We start from the raw sequence: 14347 nt of genomic DNA, 5'->3' as shown, positions 1-14347 counted from the left end.
CTTACGCCCCCCGCTCACGCCCCCCGCTCACGGCTTACGAGCTACGGCACCGTATCCGGGAATCACCCCGTCGTCCTGGCCCGGTACCGGCTCGCCGAGTTCCGGGTGCCACTTGTGGACGACCTCGACGCCGGGCTCGACGAGTTCGAGGCCGTCGAAGAAGCGGGTGAACTCCTCGCGGGAGCGCAGGGCGATGGTGATGCCGGCGCCCTTGAGCTTGTCGGTGGCGGTGGCGGACTCCTCCGGGGTGAAGTCGGAGGTGGCGTGGGTCATCATCAGGTAGCTGCCGGAGGGCAGTTCGGACAGCAGGCGGCGGACGAGTTCGTGCGCGCCGTCCGCGTCCGTGATGAAGTGCAGCAGGGCGATCAGGGAGAGGGCGACCGGCTGCTTCAGGTCGAGGACCTCGCGGGCGCCGGCGATGATCGCGTCCGGGTCGCGCACATCGGCCTGGAGGTACTCGGTGGCACCCTGGGGCGTGCTGCGCAGCAGGGCGGCCGCGTGGGCGAGCACGATCGGGTCGTTGTCGCAGTAGACGACGCGGGCGTCGGGCGCGACCTGCTGGGCGACCTGGTGCAGGTTCGGCTCGGTCGGTATGCCGGTGCCGATGTCGAGGAACTGCCGTACGCCCTGCTGGGCCAGCCACCTCGTGGCGCGGTGCATGAAGGCGCGGTTGACCCGTGCCATGACCGGCACGCGGGGTTCGAGCGCCAGCATCTGGCGGCCCATTTCCTCGTCGACGGGGTAGTTGTCCTTGCCCCCGAGGTACCAGTCGTACATCCGTGCGGGATGTGGCTTGCTGGTGTCGATCTCGATGGCCGTCGGGTCCTGCCCGCTCATGCGGCACTCCGTAAGCGTCTGTGGTGATGGTCGGTCAAGTCTTTGGTCAAGCCTGTTGTCAAGAGCAGAAGTCGAGCAAGTAACAACACAAACGACACGTGTCAGGAAAGCAGGAAGTCGGCCTCCCCCGCCTTGGCTCCTTCTATGAAGGCGGTCATCTCGTCCGTGGTGTAGATCAGGGCCGGTCCGTCGGGGTCGGTGGACTGGCGTACGGCGATGCGGCCGTCGGCCAGTTTCATCGCCTCCAGGCAGTTGCCGCCGTTGCCGCCACTCCAGGGCTTGTGCCAGCCCTCGCTGCCCAGCTCCCGTGCGGGCATGCCGTTGTAGACGCGGGCACGCGGCTCGATGCGTTTCATTCACAGCTCCTTGCAGAGATCCTGGAGGATCTCCTTCGTGCGTTGTGCCGTGGCGGCCTGCGCCGCCATGCGGTCCATGACCTCCAGGTGGGTCGCCACCTCGGCGCGCGCGTCGAGGTAGACCGCACCGGTCAGGTACTCGCTGTAGACCATGTCCGGCAGTTCTGACATGGCGAATCGGAACAGCACGAAGGGCCCGTACGTCCCCGGATGCGGGCCGTTCTCGAACGGGGCGACCTGAAGCGTCACATTCGGCAGGCTCGCGGCCTCGATGAGCCGTTCGAACTGGGCGCGCATCACCTCGGGGCCGCCGACCGGGCGGCGCAGGGCGGTCTCGTCCATCACGGCCCAGAACCGGGGAGCGTCGGGGCGCCGGAGGAGTTCCTGGCGGCGCATGCGCAGCGCGACATGGCGCTCGATGTCGTCCGGGCTGGTCTGGCCGATCGCCCCGGATCTGAGCACTCCGCGCGCGTAGTCCTCGGTCTGGAGCAGTCCGGGGACGAAGTGCGGCTCGTAGGAGCGGATGAGGCTCGCGGCACCCTCCAGGCTGACGTACATGGAGAACCAGTTCGGCAGGATGTCGTGGAATCGCTGCCACCAGCCGGGGCGGTTGGCCTCCTCGGCCAGCTGGACGAAGGCGTCGGCCTCCTCGTCGGGGACGCCGTAGGCCTTCAGCAGCAGCTGGAGGTACGGAATCTTGAGGGCGACCTCGGCCGTCTCCATGCGGCGGACGGTCGCGGGGGCGACGCGCAGTACCCGCGCGGCGTCCTCGCGCTTCAGTCCGGCGCGTTCCCGCAGGTCCAGCAGGCGCCGTCCGAGGACCACCTGACCCACCGTCGGCGCGGACCGCGGTTCGCTCACGCTCCCACCTCCACCGAAAGCCTTCTTCCGAAGGAACCCTGACAGCCCTGCGGCGCCGTTCGAAGACTCACTCGGAGATCGGGTCGGACCCCCGATGGACCCAATCGGCGCCGCGCGACGTGCTGTTGCGAGCAGTGTGCCACGGCGCCTGACCGAGTCACAGCGCACTCTGCATTTTTCAGAGTGACCCTTGCCAAGTGTCCGCGGCGGGGCGATAGTGGCAGGCGTGATTCCGTCCGCGCCTTTAGGAACAGACGCCGCCGCAGACCGTCCCGGTCCCGGCGCCGCGACGGCTGCGGCCCCTCGGGGCGGCGCCGCCGTCGAGCGCCGGTTCCGCTTCGAGCTGGCCGCGCATCCGGGTTCCGTCGCTCGGGCCCGGCGCCTGGCGCGGGCCCGGCTGACCGGCTGGTCGGTGTGCGCGGACACCTGTGACAGCGCGGCTCTGGTCATATCGGAGCTGGTCACCAACGCGATCGTGCACACCGCCGGTGAGCGGGTCGTGTGCGAGCTGCATGACCGGGACGGTCTGGTGCGCATCGCCGTACGCGACGAGGGCTGTGCCCCCGGCGAGCCCCACCCGTCCCCGCAGCGCCCCGACGAGGAGCACGGGAGGGGGTTGCTCCTCGTCGAGGCGCTCTGCCGGTCCTGGGGCGCGCGGGAGCACGGTTCCGGACTGCTGGTCTGGGCCGAGCTGGTGCGGGACGAGCTGTCTCCGGGTTCCGCCGGGCCGCGCGCCGACCTGGGCTGGGGTGCGGCACGCCCCAAACCGGACCGGCCGGACGGCTCCGACGGCGACGAGCAGGCCGAGAACCCCGGCATGGAGCACCACGGGGCTCCTGGCACGGACCATGGCTTGGATCACGGTATGGACGGTGACATGGGTACCGACCGAGTCGGGGACGCGCTGGAACAGCCCGCGCTCCGGGTACCGGCGCAGCATCCTGCGCACGAGGCGCCCGGCCGGCCTCCGCGGCGGACCCCGGACCACCGGTGGCACGGGGCGCAGGAGCGGTACGGCGTGCCGGAGCGCCGTCCTCACCGCGCCCCCGAGCAGCGTCTGCGGGAGCGGCCGTGACCGGCGCGGCGGGCCGGGGGCGGCACGGCCTCCGGGATTCCGGCAGGCGCCTCGACGTCCGCTCCGAGGCCGCCGGGTCCGAGCGGGCGATGGGGATGGACACCCTGGTACGACTACGGCGCCGCCGCTCCGCCTCGGAGCCACTCCTCCGCCTCCAGGTGCCGGAAGGCATGGCGGTGCCGCTCGGCTGCGACGCCGTGGGGGTGCCCGACCGGCTCGGGCCGCTCGTCGTGTCGCGGCTGCCGCGGCTGGGCTGTGTGTACGCCGACGAGGCCCACTGGTGGTGGCTCGTCCCCTCGGACTCCGACTACGCCCTGCCGTGGCCGGAGCCCGCCCAGTACGCTCCGGGTGCCCTGGTCAGGGGCGCCGCCCGGCTGGTCCACCGTCCGGGCGGGACGGCTCCGTACACCCCGCCGATCCCCCTCTACCTGGCGCTGTGCCGGGCGACGGGCACGACTCCGGACTGGTCGCGCACCGTCACCGCGTAAGCGCGTCGTCACCGCGTAAGCGCACCGCTGCCTAAGCGCGTCGTCATCGCCGCGCGCGGCTCATTCGACCGTTTCGCTCCGCCGTACGATCACCAGGAAGGTGTCCGTCGCGAGGTCCATGACGACCTCCGCGGGCAGGCCCTCCAGACGCCGCGCGTGCGCGAACTCCTCGGCGGGCCAGGATCCGCGTGGGCCCCCGGCGGGAAAGCGTTCGAGCACCGTTCTCCCGTTCACCATCGCGTACCTCCACAAAGCGTCGTCCTGCTTGGAGTGAACGCTTCGCGGGGGCCGAACGCTTCGCCCGGTGACCCTACTGAGACATGCCTGATACGAATCCGGCACAGATAGTGACGTTTCGGTCATCTATCGGCACGCAGCGTGCTGTGCCTGTCAGAAGTCGTACTCGTCGTGCAGGCGCAGCGCCTCGCTTCCCGCGGGGCGGCGGCCGAGGGCGGTCAGGTCGAGGAGGGCGGTGGTGGTTCCCAGCGCGTCCAGGTCCGCGTCGTACACCGAATAGGTGTGGAAGACCCGGTCGTGCTCGCGCAGGAAGCAGCTCAGGCCGGGTCGTTCGACCGGTTCTCCGCCGTCCCGCACGGTGGCCTCGAAGTCCTCGTTGAAGTCGCCCGGAGCCGAGGAGTACCAGGGCACCGCCCAGCCCATCCGCGCCTTGAACGGCAGGATCCGGGTGAACGGCGCCCGCGAGACGGCGGCGAACGAGGTGTCGCGGGCGCGCAGCTGGGCGAGGTGGCCGAGCTGGTCCAGGAAGGCGGCGCAGCACGGGCAGCCGGTCGTCCACTCGGGGGCGAACATGAAGTGGTGGACGACGAGTTGGGAGCGCCCTTCGAAGAGGTCGAGAAGGGTGGCCTTGCCGTCGCCGCCCTCGAACAGATACTCCGGATCGACCTCGACCATGGGCAGCCGCCGCCGCTCGGCGCCGAGGGCCTCGCGCGCTCGTTTGACCGACTCCTCCCGGCGCCGCAACTCCTCGCGCGCGGCGCGCCATTGCTCGCGCGAGACGATCTCCGGTAGCGACATGGGCCCTCCTGTCCGACGGTCGGTTCGGGGTGGTGACCGGCGGCGGAGGCGGAACTCATCGCCCAGGCGGGGATTTTCTCCGGCAGGTTTACGACGCCGCTGTCCGCCAAGTCGGACCCAGCGCCCCGGCGACGATCTCCTCGGCCCTGGTGACCGCCGCGCCCAGTGCGTCGGGAGTGGCCCGCAGCCGACCCGTCACCTCGTCGAACTCCCTTAGCCCGGCGCGCTCCAGCAGCCGCTTCTCATTGGTGATCCACTCGCCGCGGGCCGCGAGGACCGCGTGGGCCGTCTGGGCAGCGGCGGCGGCGAGGGCACCCGCGGTCTCGGTGAGGCGGCCTTGGGGCGCGTGGTTGGCCCCGGCGTAGCCGAGGGTGGCGCGGGCGGTGCCGCCCCAGTGCTCGGCGGCGGTACGGCGCAGCCGCTCGGGGTAGCCGGCCGGGCGGGGCAGTTCGCCGCGGAGCACCTGGTTGAGGGCGAGTTCGGCGACGATCAGGTAGGTGGGGATGCCGACGAGGTGGAACAGCAGCGGCTCCACCCGGAACCGTCCCTGTTCCGCCTCGGCCAGCTCGTGTTCCACGACTTCCAGGTCGCGGTAGTGCACATCGACGCGTCGTCCGTCGATGGTCAGCCAGGCGCCGCCGTTGAAGACGCCGCCGCCCCAGCCGCCGAGTTCGCCGACCTCGCCGGGCCAGCCGAGGGCGCGCAGGTCGGCGGGGTCGAAGGGACCGCGGTAGTAGACCGCGAGGTCCCAGTCGCTGTCCGGTCGGTGGGTGCCCTGTGCACGGGAGCCGCCGAGGGCCACCGCGCGGACGGTGGGAAGCGCGGCCAGCCGGTCGGCGGTGGCGGAGAGGAATCCGGAGTCGGGGCCGGGGGCGCAGTCGGGTCCGGGGCCGCCGGGGAGGGGGGCGGCTGCTCCAGGACGGGCGTCCGGGTCGGGGGGAGGCATGGGGCCAGTCTGTGTCATGGTCCGCCGGGTGCGCTCGCGGCTTTCCCCATGTCCCTTGCCGTGCCCTGTAAATGGGGTGCGCGCGCCTCCGCCGGAGGCCGATGATCGGGAGATTGTCCGCCGAGTGTCGTAGGAGCAGCTCCGTGATCCAGCGCATCGCCGTCCCCACTCTTCTTCCACCACCCGCGTCCTCACCCGGTGAGATCGTCGGACCGGGCGATGCGGGGCGTCGGGCCGGGCAGCTCCTGGAGATCAGGGCGACGCCGGTGGTACCGGGCGGCACGGAGGCCGAGGTGCGGGTCCGGCGCAACGAAGGGGTACGACGATGACCGGTGTCGTCCTCCGGCGGGCGCGGGCCGCCGACGCGCGGGCCGCCGCCGATGTCTGGCTGCGCTCCTTCGCCGCCGCACTGCCCACGGTCGTCCGGCCGCGCACCGACGACGACGTCCGCGACTACTTCCGGGACGTCGTCGTGCCGCTGCGGGAGACCTGGGTTGCGGAGGAGGACGGGGAGCGGATCATCGGGGTGATGGTGCTCGACGGACAGTTGCTGTCCCAGCTGTATCTGGAGCCGGACCGGCGGGGGCTGGGGCTCGGGGACCGGTTCGTCGCGCTGGCCAAGGAGCGCAGCCCGGAAGGGCTGACCCTGTGGACCTTCCAGGTCAACAAGCCCGCCCACCGTTTCTACGAACGCCACGGTTTCCTCGTCGCCGAGTCCACGGACGGCAGCGGCAACGAGGAGCGGGAACCGGATGTGCGGTACGTCTGGCGGCCCTGAATCCCACGGCACGGCCCATCGCGGCGGCTGGGGTGGCGGGGGGCGCGATGGGGCGGGGCGCGGTTCAGGACACCGGTAGCGGCGACTCAGGGCACCGGAAGCCCGGCCGTCCGTGCCGCCGTGCCCAGTACCTCGCGCAGCATCGCCGGGGTGAGCTTGCCGGTGAAGGTGTTGCGCTGGCTGACGTGGAAGCAGCCGAACAGATCCAGGCCGTCGAGCGGGACATGGGCGCCGTGGGCGAAGGCCGGGCGGGGGCGGGGCACGGTCCATCCGGCCTCGGTGAACGCCGGCAGCGCCGCCTGCCAGCCGAAGGCCCCGAGGACCACCGCGGACCGCAGCGTCGGGCGCAGCAGCTTCAGCTCCTGGACCAGCCAGGGGCGGCAGGTGTCGCGCTCGCCGGGTGTCGGCTTGTTGGCGGGCGGCGCGCAGTGCACGGGTGAGGTGACCCGGACGCCGTACAGCTCCAGGCCGTCGTCGACGCGGTCCGACGTGGGCCGGCTGGCGAGTCCGAGATCGTACAGCGCCTGGTACAGCACATCGCCGGAGCGGTCGCCGGTGAACATGCGGCCGGTGCGATTGCCTCCGTGCGCGGCCGGGGCCAGGCCGATGATCAGGAGCCGGGCGTCGGCGGGTCCGAAGCCGGGCACCGGGCGGCCCCAGTACGTCCAGTCCGCGAAGGCGGCACGCTTGGTCCGCGCCACCTCCTCGCGCCACTCCACCAGCCGGGGGCAGGCCCGACAGCCCGTGACCCGCCGGTCCAGCCGGGCAAGGGGGCTGCTGTCGTCCATGGGATCACCGTATGCCCAAGGCGTCGCCGCCCATGCCGGCGACCGGCCCCGCACACCGGCCGCCCCGCACGCTGCCTCCGCACGCGACGCCCCCGCTCCCGGACGGCCCCCACTCCCCCGTGGGCCTTCGACCGCACCGGAAATACCGTCCGGATCGCCCGGCCCGTGGAGTTAAGGTCAGGACATGGCTGTGGAGGATACGGACGAGAACGTGCACCGGGGCACCGGCGGGCGGACCGGGGCGGGACCTGCCGCGGGCACCGAGGAGGCCGGAGCGCAGGCCAGCAGGCCGGCGGACACCGAGGCCCAGCTGACGGTCGCCCCCGAGGCAAAGCCCGCGGAGGACACCGAAGCGAAGCCCGTGGAGGACGCCACGGTCGATCCCAAGGTCGCCGCCGCGGTCGCCGCCGCCGAGGCCGCGGGTCCCGGCAGCGGCGGGACGGTCCGGATCGACAGCTGGATCTGGGCCGTACGCCTGGTCAAGACGCGGTCCCAGGGCGCCACCGCCTGCCGTGGTGGGCATGTGCATGTGAACGGTGAACGGGTGAAGCCGGCCTACGCGGTGCGGGTGGGCGACGAGATCCGCGTGCGGAACGAGGGCCGGGAGCGGATCGTGGTCGTCAAGCGGCTCATCCGCAAGCGGGTCGGAGCGCCCGTGGCCGTGCAGTGCTACATCGACAACTCCCCTCCGCCGCCGCCCCGCGAGGCCCTCGCCGCCGTCGGTCTCCGCGACCGGGGCACCGGGCGGCCGACCAAGCGCGACCGCCGGGACATCGAGCGGCTGCGCGGTCTCATGCCGCCGGGGTTCAGCAGCGGCATGAGCGGGCGGGAGGAACGGCCCCGCGGGCGGTGACGCGGATCGCCGGACGCGCCGACCCCCGCCCCGGCGTCCGTTTCCCATCCATCGCACCCACCGAGCCCGCTGCATCCCCCGGCCCGCGCATCGCATCCGTCGGGCCCACCGCGCCCCGAGCGCCCACCGCGGCCCAGGGTGCCTACCGCCTCCGCACGGCCCGTACCCATGTCCCGTCCTCCGTCAGGTACTTGTCCACCGCCAGCCCCGCCTCCGCCAGCGCCGATTCGAACTGTTCCTTCGTCAGGGGCCGGGCGAGGAAGGTCTGGGTCCAGGTGCCGTCCGGGAAGTCGTACGCGACATGGACGGAGTCCACTCCGCCGCCGACGGGGGTCACCGAGGCGACGCGCACCGTGAAGCCGGCCGGGTCGGTCCGCTCTCTCGGCACATTCGTGTGGTAGTCGGCGCCCTCCCGCTGGATGAGTACGCAGCCGCCGTCGGCCACATGGCGGGCGCAGGTGCGCAGCAGGCCCCGGCGCACCTCCTCGTCGCCGGCGTGGACCAGGAACGAGGCGAGCAGCACGACATCGAACTTCTCGCCGTCCAGGTGCAGTTCCTCGATCGGGGCGCATATGGTGCGTGCCCCGTGGATCCGGGCCAGCATGTCGCCGGATTCGTCCACCGCGGTGACCGTGAAGCCGCGCTCCAGCAGGGGGTGGGTCATCCGGCCGGCCCCGCTGCCGAGTTCCAGGATGTGCGCCCCGGCCGGTACCGCCGCGGCGATGATGTCCGGCTCCGGGCCGACCGGCAGACGGGAGTAGACCTCCACCGCGCAGCCGTCCGGGGTGATCGCACCCGAGCCTGTGCCTTCGTATCCCTCACGCATCCCGACCGTCATGCCCGGAGAACGGACCGTCCCCGCCCTCCCGTTCCCGTTCGGCCGCAGTTCACCCGTTCGAGCGATGCGCCGCCGACCGGGAGCACAGGGGGCCGGACCAGCGGGGCCAGAGCCGACGGAATCGCCGGCCGCCGTGAGTGCGCCCCGCCGCCCTGCCATAGGGCGCCCCCACCATGAGTGCGGCCCGCCGACCTGGAGAGTACGTTGCAAGGAGGAGTGGTGTTCCGATGCGTACAGGGAGTGAACCGGCGACCGCGCGCAGTGCTCTGCGGGCGCGGTTGTGGCTGTGTGTGTGGGGGCTGGTCTGGACGGTCTTCGGCACGGCGGTGTTCGCGCTCGTCGGACGCCCCGGCTGGGCGGTCGGATGCGGGGTGCTGCTGCTGATCGTCACCGTCGACATGGCCATGATCGTCCGGCACCTCCGACAGGGTCCGCACTACCAGCCCGGCCGGGACGTGCCGCCGTACCAGCCACCGGACGACGAGGAACCCCGCGGTCTCCGGCTACCGCGGCGCGGACCCTCCCACCCCCGGCCGCCACGCCACCGGCACCCCTGAGGGACGTCGGCCCTCCGGCCGCGGGGTCAGCGCTCCGGCCACCCGGCCTCAGCCGTCGAACCGCGCCGCCTTCAGATACTCCGGGTTCGGATCCAGCGCCGCGGCCAGCCGGAAGTGGCGCTTGGCCTGGTCGGCGCGGCCCTGCCGCTCGTAGGTGCGGGCCAGGGCGAAGTGTGCGAACGCGTTGTCCGGCTCACGCTCCAGGACGATGGTGAACTCCAGCTCGGCGGGCCGCAGTTGCGCGGCGGCGAAGAAGGCGCGGGCGCGCAGCAGCCGGGCCGCGGTGTTCTCGGGATGGGCGGCGATGACTCCGTCGAGCAGCTTCACCGCGCCCCGCGGATCCCGCGCGTGGAGCAACTGCTCGGCGGCACGGAAGTCGATGACATGCGTCTCCGGAGTGGGTCCGGGGGAACCGCTGGTCTCGGGCACTGCTGAGTCCTTCCCTCGTTCCCGCAATTCAACGCCCCTCGCCGGGCCGCTATTCCGCAGGCCGGTCCCCGGCGGAGGTACCGCGGGCCCGGCGCGTCAGGTCGTCCCAGACCGCGTCGACCCGCTTGCGCAGCTCGTCCAGGGGGACGTCGTTGTCGATCACGATGTCGGCGATCGCGCGCCGCTGCTCGCGCGTGGCCTGGGCGGCCATGCGGGCGCGGGCGTCCTCCTCGGTCATTCCACGCAGCCGTATCAGCCGGTCGAGCTGGGTCTCGGGGCTCGCGTCCACCACGATCACGAGGTCGTACAACGGCGCCAGGCCGTTCTCGGTGAGCAGGGGTACGTCGTGGACCACCACGGCGTCGGGGGCCGCGGCCTCCTCCAGCTCGCGGGAGCGGGCGCCGACCAGGGGGTGCACGATCGAGTTGAGGACCGCGAGCCGGTCCGGGTCGGCGAAGACGATCGAGCCGAGGCGGGGCCGGTCCAGGCTGCCGTCCCCGGCGAGGATGTCCGGGCCGAACGCCTCGACCACCGCGGCGAGGCCGGGGGTGCCGGGCGCCACCACCTCGCGCGCGATGCGGTCCGCGTCGATCAGCACGGCTCCGTGCTCCACGAGCAGCCGCGACACCTCGCTCTTGCCGGCGCCGATCCCGCCGGTCAGGCCAACTTTCAGCATGAGCGGAAGCTTAGGCCCTGCCACCGACAGTGGCAGGGCCGGAGCCCGGACAGCGGCGGCGGCTCGGGGTTCAGGCCTCGCCCTCGCGCTCCGCCAGGAATCGCTCGAACTCGCGCCCGATCTCGTCGGCGGACGGGATCTCCACCGGCTCGGCGAGCATGTTGCCCCGCGTCTCGGCGCCCGCCGCCGCGTCGTACTGGTGCTCAAGGCCCTGGACGAGGGCGGTCAGCTCCTCGTCGCCCTCCTGGATCTGCCGGTCGATCTCGGTCTGGGTGCGCCGCGCGTCCGTGCGCAGGGAGTGCGCGATGCCGGGCAGGACCAGGCCGGTGGCGGCGGTGATGGCCTCCAGGACGGTCAGCGCGGCGTCCGGGTACGGGGAGCGCGCGATGTAGTGCGGGACGTGTGCGGCGACGCCCAGGACGTCGTGGCCCGCCTGCATGAGCCGGTACTCCACCAGCTGCTCCACGCTGCCGGGCACCTGGGCCTCCTCGAAGGGGCTGGTGTGGCCGGGGACCAGGTCGGCGCGGTTGCCGTGCGGGGTGAGGCCGACGGGGCGGGTGTGCGGGACGCCCATGGGCAGGCCGCTGAAGTTCACGGACAGGCGGACGCCCAGCCGGTCGGCGATCTGCCGTACCGCCGTGGCGAAGCGCTCCCACTCCACGTCCGGCTCGGGTCCGGACAGCAACAGGAAGGGGGCGCCGGTGGCGTCCTGGACGAGATGGACCTCGATCGCCGGGGTCTCGTAGTCGGTCCAGCGGTCGCGTTTGAAGGTGAGCAGAGGCCGGCGGGCCCGGTAGTCCACGAGCCGGTCGTGGTCGAACCGGGCGACGACCTGGTGGGGCAGTGAGTCGAGCAGCCGGTCGACGATGAGGTCACCGGTGTCGCCCGCGTCGATGTATCCGTCGAAGTGGTAGAGCATGACAAGGCCGGCCGATTCCTGGGCGAGCGCCATGTCGACCACGGCCAGGCCCTTCGGCTCCCATGCGTACAAACCCTGCGGATCAAGCACTGTGACCGCTCCTCCTCCTGTTCCATGCCTACAACGCGCCCTTGACCGGGGGCATTCCCGCCACCCGTCGCTGATCAGCGATCTCCCGCAGGCCGTCTTGACGGTCCGTCACCTGGTCCGTACCTTCGCGGTGCACTGTTCACCGTGTCGGCCACGATTCACGTATGAGATCGCAGCTCGTGCGTACGAGATCGCCCCGGAACAGGAAGGCACCCCCCATGCGCATATCCATGCCGCTCACCTCCCTGCTCGCCGCGGCCACCGTCACCGGTGGTCTGCTCCTCGCCACCCCCGGCCCGGCCAGGGCCGCCTCGACGGTCGAGGTGGCCACCGCGGCCCAGCTGAAGACCGCGCTGGCCGGCGCGCGGCCCGGCGCCACGATCCATCTCGCGGACGGCACCTACAAGGGCAACTTCAGCGCGTCCACACCGGCCACGGCGTCCGCCCGCATCACCCTCACCGGCTCCGCCAAGGCCGTCCTCACCGCGAGCGGCGGCTACGGACTGCATCTGAACGGTGCCTCCTACTGGACGGTCAGCGGGCTGACCGTGACCGGCGGCCAGAAGGGCATCATGATCGACGCGGCGAAGGGTGTGATCGTGGACGGTGTCACGGTGCACGGGCTCGCCATGGAGGGCGTGCACTTCCGCGATTCCAGCACGGACGGCGTGATCAGGAACTCGAAGATCTACGACACCGGGAACGACGGCGACGGCATGGGCGAGGGCGTCTATGTCGGCACCGCCGGCACGCTGTCCGACCACAGCGACCGGGTCCAGATCCTCGGCAACACCATCGGCCCCGACGTGGGCGGCGAGAACGTCGACGTCAAGGAGGGCACGACCGGCACACGGATCGTCGGCAACGCCTTCGACGGCAGCGGCCTGACGGGCGCCCACTACGACGACTCCTGGGTCGATGTGAAGGGCAACGGCGTCCTGGTCCAGGACAACACCGGCACCCATACCAGCAACGACGGCTACCAGACCCACACCCAGCAGCCCGGTTGGGGCTGCGGCACGGTCTTCAAGGGCAACCGGTCGACCCTGACCGGAGCCACGGGACCCGACCAACTGGCCATCGACGTCACCAATAAGGCCCCCGACTGTACGACGACGGTCTACACCTCGAACACGGTGACGGGCGGCAAGGGCCTGACGAATATCGGGGTGACGTCCTGACGAGGGCGCGCCGTCTGCCGGGCCCCGGAAAACCCTGAGGGGCCCCACCTCGGAAGATGGGGCCCCTCGGCAGCTACCTGCTAAGCCTCAGCGGTGGGGAATCCCCCCGCCAAGGGGATTCAGCTCTGGCCACCCGCGAGCTTCTCGCGGAGCGCGGCCAACGCCTCGTCCGACGCCAGGGCGCCGGAGGTGTCCGCACCCTCGGAGGAGTACGAGCCACCGGTCGCGACCGGAGCCGCAGCCTCGCCGCCCTCGGCCGCGGCAGCGGCGTCGGCCTCGCGGGACTTGATGACCTGCTGCTGGTGCTGCTCGAAGCGGGACTGCGCCTCGGCGTACTGGCGCTCCCACTCCTCGCGCTGCTTCTCGTAGCCCTCGAGCCAGTCGTTGGTCTCGGGGTCGAAGCCCTCGGGGTAGATGTAGTTGCCCTGGTCGTCGTAGGACGCAGCCATGCCGTACAGGGTCGGGTCGAACTCGACGGCGGCCGGGTCGGCGCCGAAGGACTCGTTGGCCTGCTTCAGCGAGAGGCTGATGCGACGGCGCTCGAGGTCGATGTCGATGACCTTGACGAAGATCTCGTCGTTGACCTGGACGACCTGCTCCGGGATCTCCACGTGGCGCTCGGCCAGCTCGGAGATGTGGACCAGACCCTCGATGCCCTCGTCCACGCGGACGAACGCACCGAACGGAACCAGCTTCGTGACCTTGCCGGGCACGACCTGGCCGATCTGGTGGGTGCGGGCGAACTGCTGCCACGGGTCTTCCTGGGTCGCCTTCAGCGACAGGGAGACACGCTCGCGGTCCATGTCGACGTCGAGGACCTCGACGGTGACTTCCTGGCCGACCTCGACAACCTCGGACGGGTGGTCGATGTGCTTCCAGGACAGCTCGGAGACGTGGACCAGACCGTCGACGCCACCCAGGTCCACGAAGGCACCGAAGTTGACGATCGAGGAGACCACGCCGGAGCGGACCTGACCCTTCTGGAGGGTCGTGAGGAACGTCTGGCGGACCTCGGACTGGGTCTGCTCCAGCCAGGCACGGCGGGACAGGACCACGTTGTTGCGGTTCTTGTCCAGCTCGATGATCTTGGCCTCGAGCTCCTTGCCGACGTACGGCTGGAGGTCGCGGACACGACGCATCTCGACCAGGGAGGCCGGCAGGAAGCCACGGAGGCCGATGTCGAGGATGAGACCACCCTTGACGACCTCGATGACGGTACCGGTGACGATGCCGTCCTCTTCCTTGATCTTCTCGATGGTGCCCCAGGCACGCTCGTACTGGGCGCGCTTCTTCGAGAGGATCAGGCGGCCTTCCTTGTCCTCCTTCTGGAGGACCAGGGCCTCGATCTCGTCGCCGACGGCCACGACCTCGTTCGGGTCGACGTCGTGCTTGATCGAGAGCTCGCGGCTCGGGATGACACCTTCGGTCTTGTAACCGATGTCGAGCAGGACCTCGTCCCGGTCGACCTTCACGATGACGCCGTCGACGATGTCGCCGTCGTTGAAGTACTTGATCGTCTCGTCGATCGCGGCGAGGAAAGCTTCCTCGTTACCGATGTCGTTGACCGCTACCTGCGGGGTGGTGGCGGTGGTCTCGGTGCTGCTCGTCATGTGGGAAAGGGCTCCGGTACGGACATTGAA

17 protein-coding genes and 1 pseudogene are annotated in these 14347 nt (G+C 71.4%); 6 read left to right on the top strand and 12 right to left on the bottom strand.

What is annotated here, in order from left to right:
• Positions 1-27 precede the first annotated feature (27 nt).
• The 3 genes from ACZ7EC_RS08980 to ACZ7EC_RS08970 all read right to left on the bottom strand — a co-directional run bounded on the left by ACZ7EC_RS08980 (position 28) and on the right by ACZ7EC_RS08970 (position 2054).
• Positions 28-837 (bottom strand): SAM-dependent methyltransferase, encoded by an 810-nt coding sequence (locus ACZ7EC_RS08980; protein WP_471059629.1) that lies wholly within the window; start codon positions 835-837, stop codon positions 28-30.
• Positions 838-938: 101 nt separating this feature from the next.
• Positions 939-1193, bottom strand: coding sequence for a DUF397 domain-containing protein (locus ACZ7EC_RS08975; RefSeq protein WP_471059627.1), 255 nt, complete (start codon positions 1191-1193; stop codon positions 939-941).
• The gene (locus ACZ7EC_RS08970; protein WP_471059625.1) at positions 1194-2054 is read right to left on the bottom strand and encodes a helix-turn-helix domain-containing protein; all 861 of its coding nucleotides are present in this window, start codon (positions 2052-2054) and stop codon (positions 1194-1196) included. It abuts the gene before it with no gap.
• Positions 2055-2271: 217 nt separating this feature from the next.
• Here ACZ7EC_RS08970 and ACZ7EC_RS08965 point away from each other — a divergent pair.
• Positions 2272-2883, top strand: a pseudogene (locus tag ACZ7EC_RS08965) (ATP-binding protein); the annotation flags it as partial.
• Between the two features lie 335 nt (positions 2884-3218).
• Entirely contained in the window at positions 3219-3617 is a 399-nt protein-coding gene (locus tag ACZ7EC_RS08960; RefSeq protein ID WP_471059791.1) for a hypothetical protein, read from the top strand.
• 60 nt (positions 3618-3677) lie between these two features.
• Here the strand turns inward: ACZ7EC_RS08960 and ACZ7EC_RS08955 are convergent, their stop codons facing one another.
• From ACZ7EC_RS08955 to ACZ7EC_RS08945, 3 genes are all read right to left on the bottom strand, one after another.
• Complete coding sequence (locus ACZ7EC_RS08955; RefSeq protein ID WP_471059623.1) at positions 3678-3854, bottom strand: hypothetical protein; 177 nt, start codon at positions 3852-3854, stop codon at positions 3678-3680.
• A gap of 153 nt (positions 3855-4007) precedes the next feature.
• On the bottom strand, positions 4008-4652 hold the full coding sequence (locus tag ACZ7EC_RS08950) for a DUF899 domain-containing protein (RefSeq protein WP_471059621.1): 645 nt from the start codon (positions 4650-4652) through the stop codon (positions 4008-4010).
• Between the two features lie 88 nt (positions 4653-4740).
• Entirely contained in the window at positions 4741-5598 is an 858-nt protein-coding gene (locus ACZ7EC_RS08945) for a nucleotidyltransferase domain-containing protein (RefSeq protein ID WP_471059619.1), read from the bottom strand.
• 325 nt (positions 5599-5923) lie between these two features.
• Here ACZ7EC_RS08945 and ACZ7EC_RS08940 point away from each other — a divergent pair, with 325 nt between their 5' ends.
• Positions 5924-6376, top strand: a complete 453-nt coding sequence (locus tag ACZ7EC_RS08940) for a GNAT family N-acetyltransferase (protein WP_471059617.1) — start codon at positions 5924-5926, stop codon at positions 6374-6376.
• A gap of 86 nt (positions 6377-6462) precedes the next feature.
• Here the strand turns inward: ACZ7EC_RS08940 and ACZ7EC_RS08935 are convergent, their stop codons facing one another.
• Complete coding sequence (locus tag ACZ7EC_RS08935; RefSeq protein ID WP_471059614.1) at positions 6463-7164, bottom strand: uracil-DNA glycosylase; 702 nt, start codon at positions 7162-7164, stop codon at positions 6463-6465.
• 184 nt (positions 7165-7348) lie between these two features.
• Between ACZ7EC_RS08935 and ACZ7EC_RS08930 the strand changes: the two genes are divergently transcribed.
• Entirely contained in the window at positions 7349-8017 is a 669-nt protein-coding gene (locus ACZ7EC_RS08930; RefSeq protein ID WP_471059612.1) for an RNA-binding S4 domain-containing protein, read from the top strand.
• Positions 8018-8159: 142 nt separating this feature from the next.
• On the opposite strand, the gene ACZ7EC_RS08925 is transcribed toward ACZ7EC_RS08930, so the two are convergent.
• Positions 8160-8843: a class I SAM-dependent methyltransferase gene (locus ACZ7EC_RS08925; RefSeq protein ID WP_471059610.1), complete on the bottom strand. Its 684-nt coding sequence runs from the start codon at positions 8841-8843 to the stop codon at positions 8160-8162.
• 239 nt (positions 8844-9082) lie between these two features.
• Between ACZ7EC_RS08925 and ACZ7EC_RS08920 the strand changes: the two genes are divergently transcribed.
• On the top strand, positions 9083-9412 hold the full coding sequence (locus ACZ7EC_RS08920) for a DUF6343 family protein (RefSeq protein WP_471059608.1): 330 nt from the start codon (positions 9083-9085) through the stop codon (positions 9410-9412).
• A 48-nt stretch (positions 9413-9460) separates the two neighbouring features.
• On the opposite strand, the gene ACZ7EC_RS08915 is transcribed toward ACZ7EC_RS08920, so the two are convergent.
• The 3 genes from ACZ7EC_RS08915 to ACZ7EC_RS08905 form a co-directional block, all read right to left on the bottom strand.
• Positions 9461-9841 (bottom strand): tetratricopeptide repeat protein, encoded by a 381-nt coding sequence (locus ACZ7EC_RS08915; RefSeq protein ID WP_037653237.1) that lies wholly within the window; start codon positions 9839-9841, stop codon positions 9461-9463.
• Between the two features lie 49 nt (positions 9842-9890).
• Positions 9891-10517 (bottom strand): dephospho-CoA kinase, encoded by a 627-nt coding sequence (gene coaE, locus ACZ7EC_RS08910; protein WP_471059605.1) that lies wholly within the window; start codon positions 10515-10517, stop codon positions 9891-9893.
• Between the two features lie 70 nt (positions 10518-10587).
• The gene (locus ACZ7EC_RS08905; RefSeq protein WP_471059603.1) at positions 10588-11526 is read right to left on the bottom strand and encodes a PAC2 family protein; all 939 of its coding nucleotides are present in this window, start codon (positions 11524-11526) and stop codon (positions 10588-10590) included.
• A gap of 218 nt (positions 11527-11744) precedes the next feature.
• On the opposite strand from ACZ7EC_RS08905, the gene ACZ7EC_RS08900 reads away from it, so the two are divergent.
• Entirely contained in the window at positions 11745-12707 is a 963-nt protein-coding gene (locus ACZ7EC_RS08900; RefSeq protein WP_471059601.1) for a right-handed parallel beta-helix repeat-containing protein, read from the top strand.
• 119 nt (positions 12708-12826) lie between these two features.
• On the opposite strand, the gene rpsA is transcribed toward ACZ7EC_RS08900, so the two are convergent.
• Positions 12827-14317: a 30S ribosomal protein S1 gene (gene rpsA, locus ACZ7EC_RS08895; protein WP_471059599.1), complete on the bottom strand. Its 1491-nt coding sequence runs from the start codon at positions 14315-14317 to the stop codon at positions 12827-12829.
• Between the last annotated feature and the right edge of the window lie 30 nt (positions 14318-14347).

The sequence above is a fragment of the Streptomyces sp. NPDC037203 genome, from assembly GCF_055605065.1.
This window is presented reverse-complemented; position numbering and strand designations above follow the sequence as displayed.

What these genes read in the sequence shown, in the direction of transcription:
- ACZ7EC_RS08940 (WP_471059617.1), top strand. Translation starts at nt 5,924, where the DNA reads ATGACCGGTGTCGTCCTCCGGCGGGCGCGGGCCGCCGACGCGCGGGCC.
- ACZ7EC_RS08980 (WP_471059629.1), bottom strand. Translation starts at nt 837, where the DNA reads ATGAGCGGGCAGGACCCGACGGCCATCGAGATCGACACCAGCAAGCCA.
- ACZ7EC_RS08960 (WP_471059791.1), top strand. Translation starts at nt 3,219, where the DNA reads ATGGGGATGGACACCCTGGTACGACTACGGCGCCGCCGCTCCGCCTCG.
- ACZ7EC_RS08950 (WP_471059621.1), bottom strand. Translation starts at nt 4,652, where the DNA reads ATGTCGCTACCGGAGATCGTCTCGCGCGAGCAATGGCGCGCCGCGCGC.
- ACZ7EC_RS08945 (WP_471059619.1), bottom strand. Translation starts at nt 5,598, where the DNA reads ATGCCTCCCCCCGACCCGGACGCCCGTCCTGGAGCAGCCGCCCCCCTC.
- ACZ7EC_RS08900 (WP_471059601.1), top strand. Translation starts at nt 11,745, where the DNA reads ATGCGCATATCCATGCCGCTCACCTCCCTGCTCGCCGCGGCCACCGTC.
- ACZ7EC_RS08935 (WP_471059614.1), bottom strand. Translation starts at nt 7,164, where the DNA reads ATGGACGACAGCAGCCCCCTTGCCCGGCTGGACCGGCGGGTCACGGGC.
- ACZ7EC_RS08955 (WP_471059623.1), bottom strand. Translation starts at nt 3,854, where the DNA reads ATGGTGAACGGGAGAACGGTGCTCGAACGCTTTCCCGCCGGGGGCCCA.
- ACZ7EC_RS08925 (WP_471059610.1), bottom strand. Translation starts at nt 8,843, where the DNA reads ATGCGTGAGGGATACGAAGGCACAGGCTCGGGTGCGATCACCCCGGAC.
- ACZ7EC_RS08920 (WP_471059608.1), top strand. Translation starts at nt 9,083, where the DNA reads ATGCGTACAGGGAGTGAACCGGCGACCGCGCGCAGTGCTCTGCGGGCG.
- rpsA (WP_471059599.1), bottom strand. Translation starts at nt 14,317, where the DNA reads ATGACGAGCAGCACCGAGACCACCGCCACCACCCCGCAGGTAGCGGTC.
- ACZ7EC_RS08975 (WP_471059627.1), bottom strand. Translation starts at nt 1,193, where the DNA reads ATGAAACGCATCGAGCCGCGTGCCCGCGTCTACAACGGCATGCCCGCA.
- coaE (WP_471059605.1), bottom strand. Translation starts at nt 10,517, where the DNA reads ATGCTGAAAGTTGGCCTGACCGGCGGGATCGGCGCCGGCAAGAGCGAG.
- ACZ7EC_RS08930 (WP_471059612.1), top strand. Translation starts at nt 7,349, where the DNA reads ATGGCTGTGGAGGATACGGACGAGAACGTGCACCGGGGCACCGGCGGG.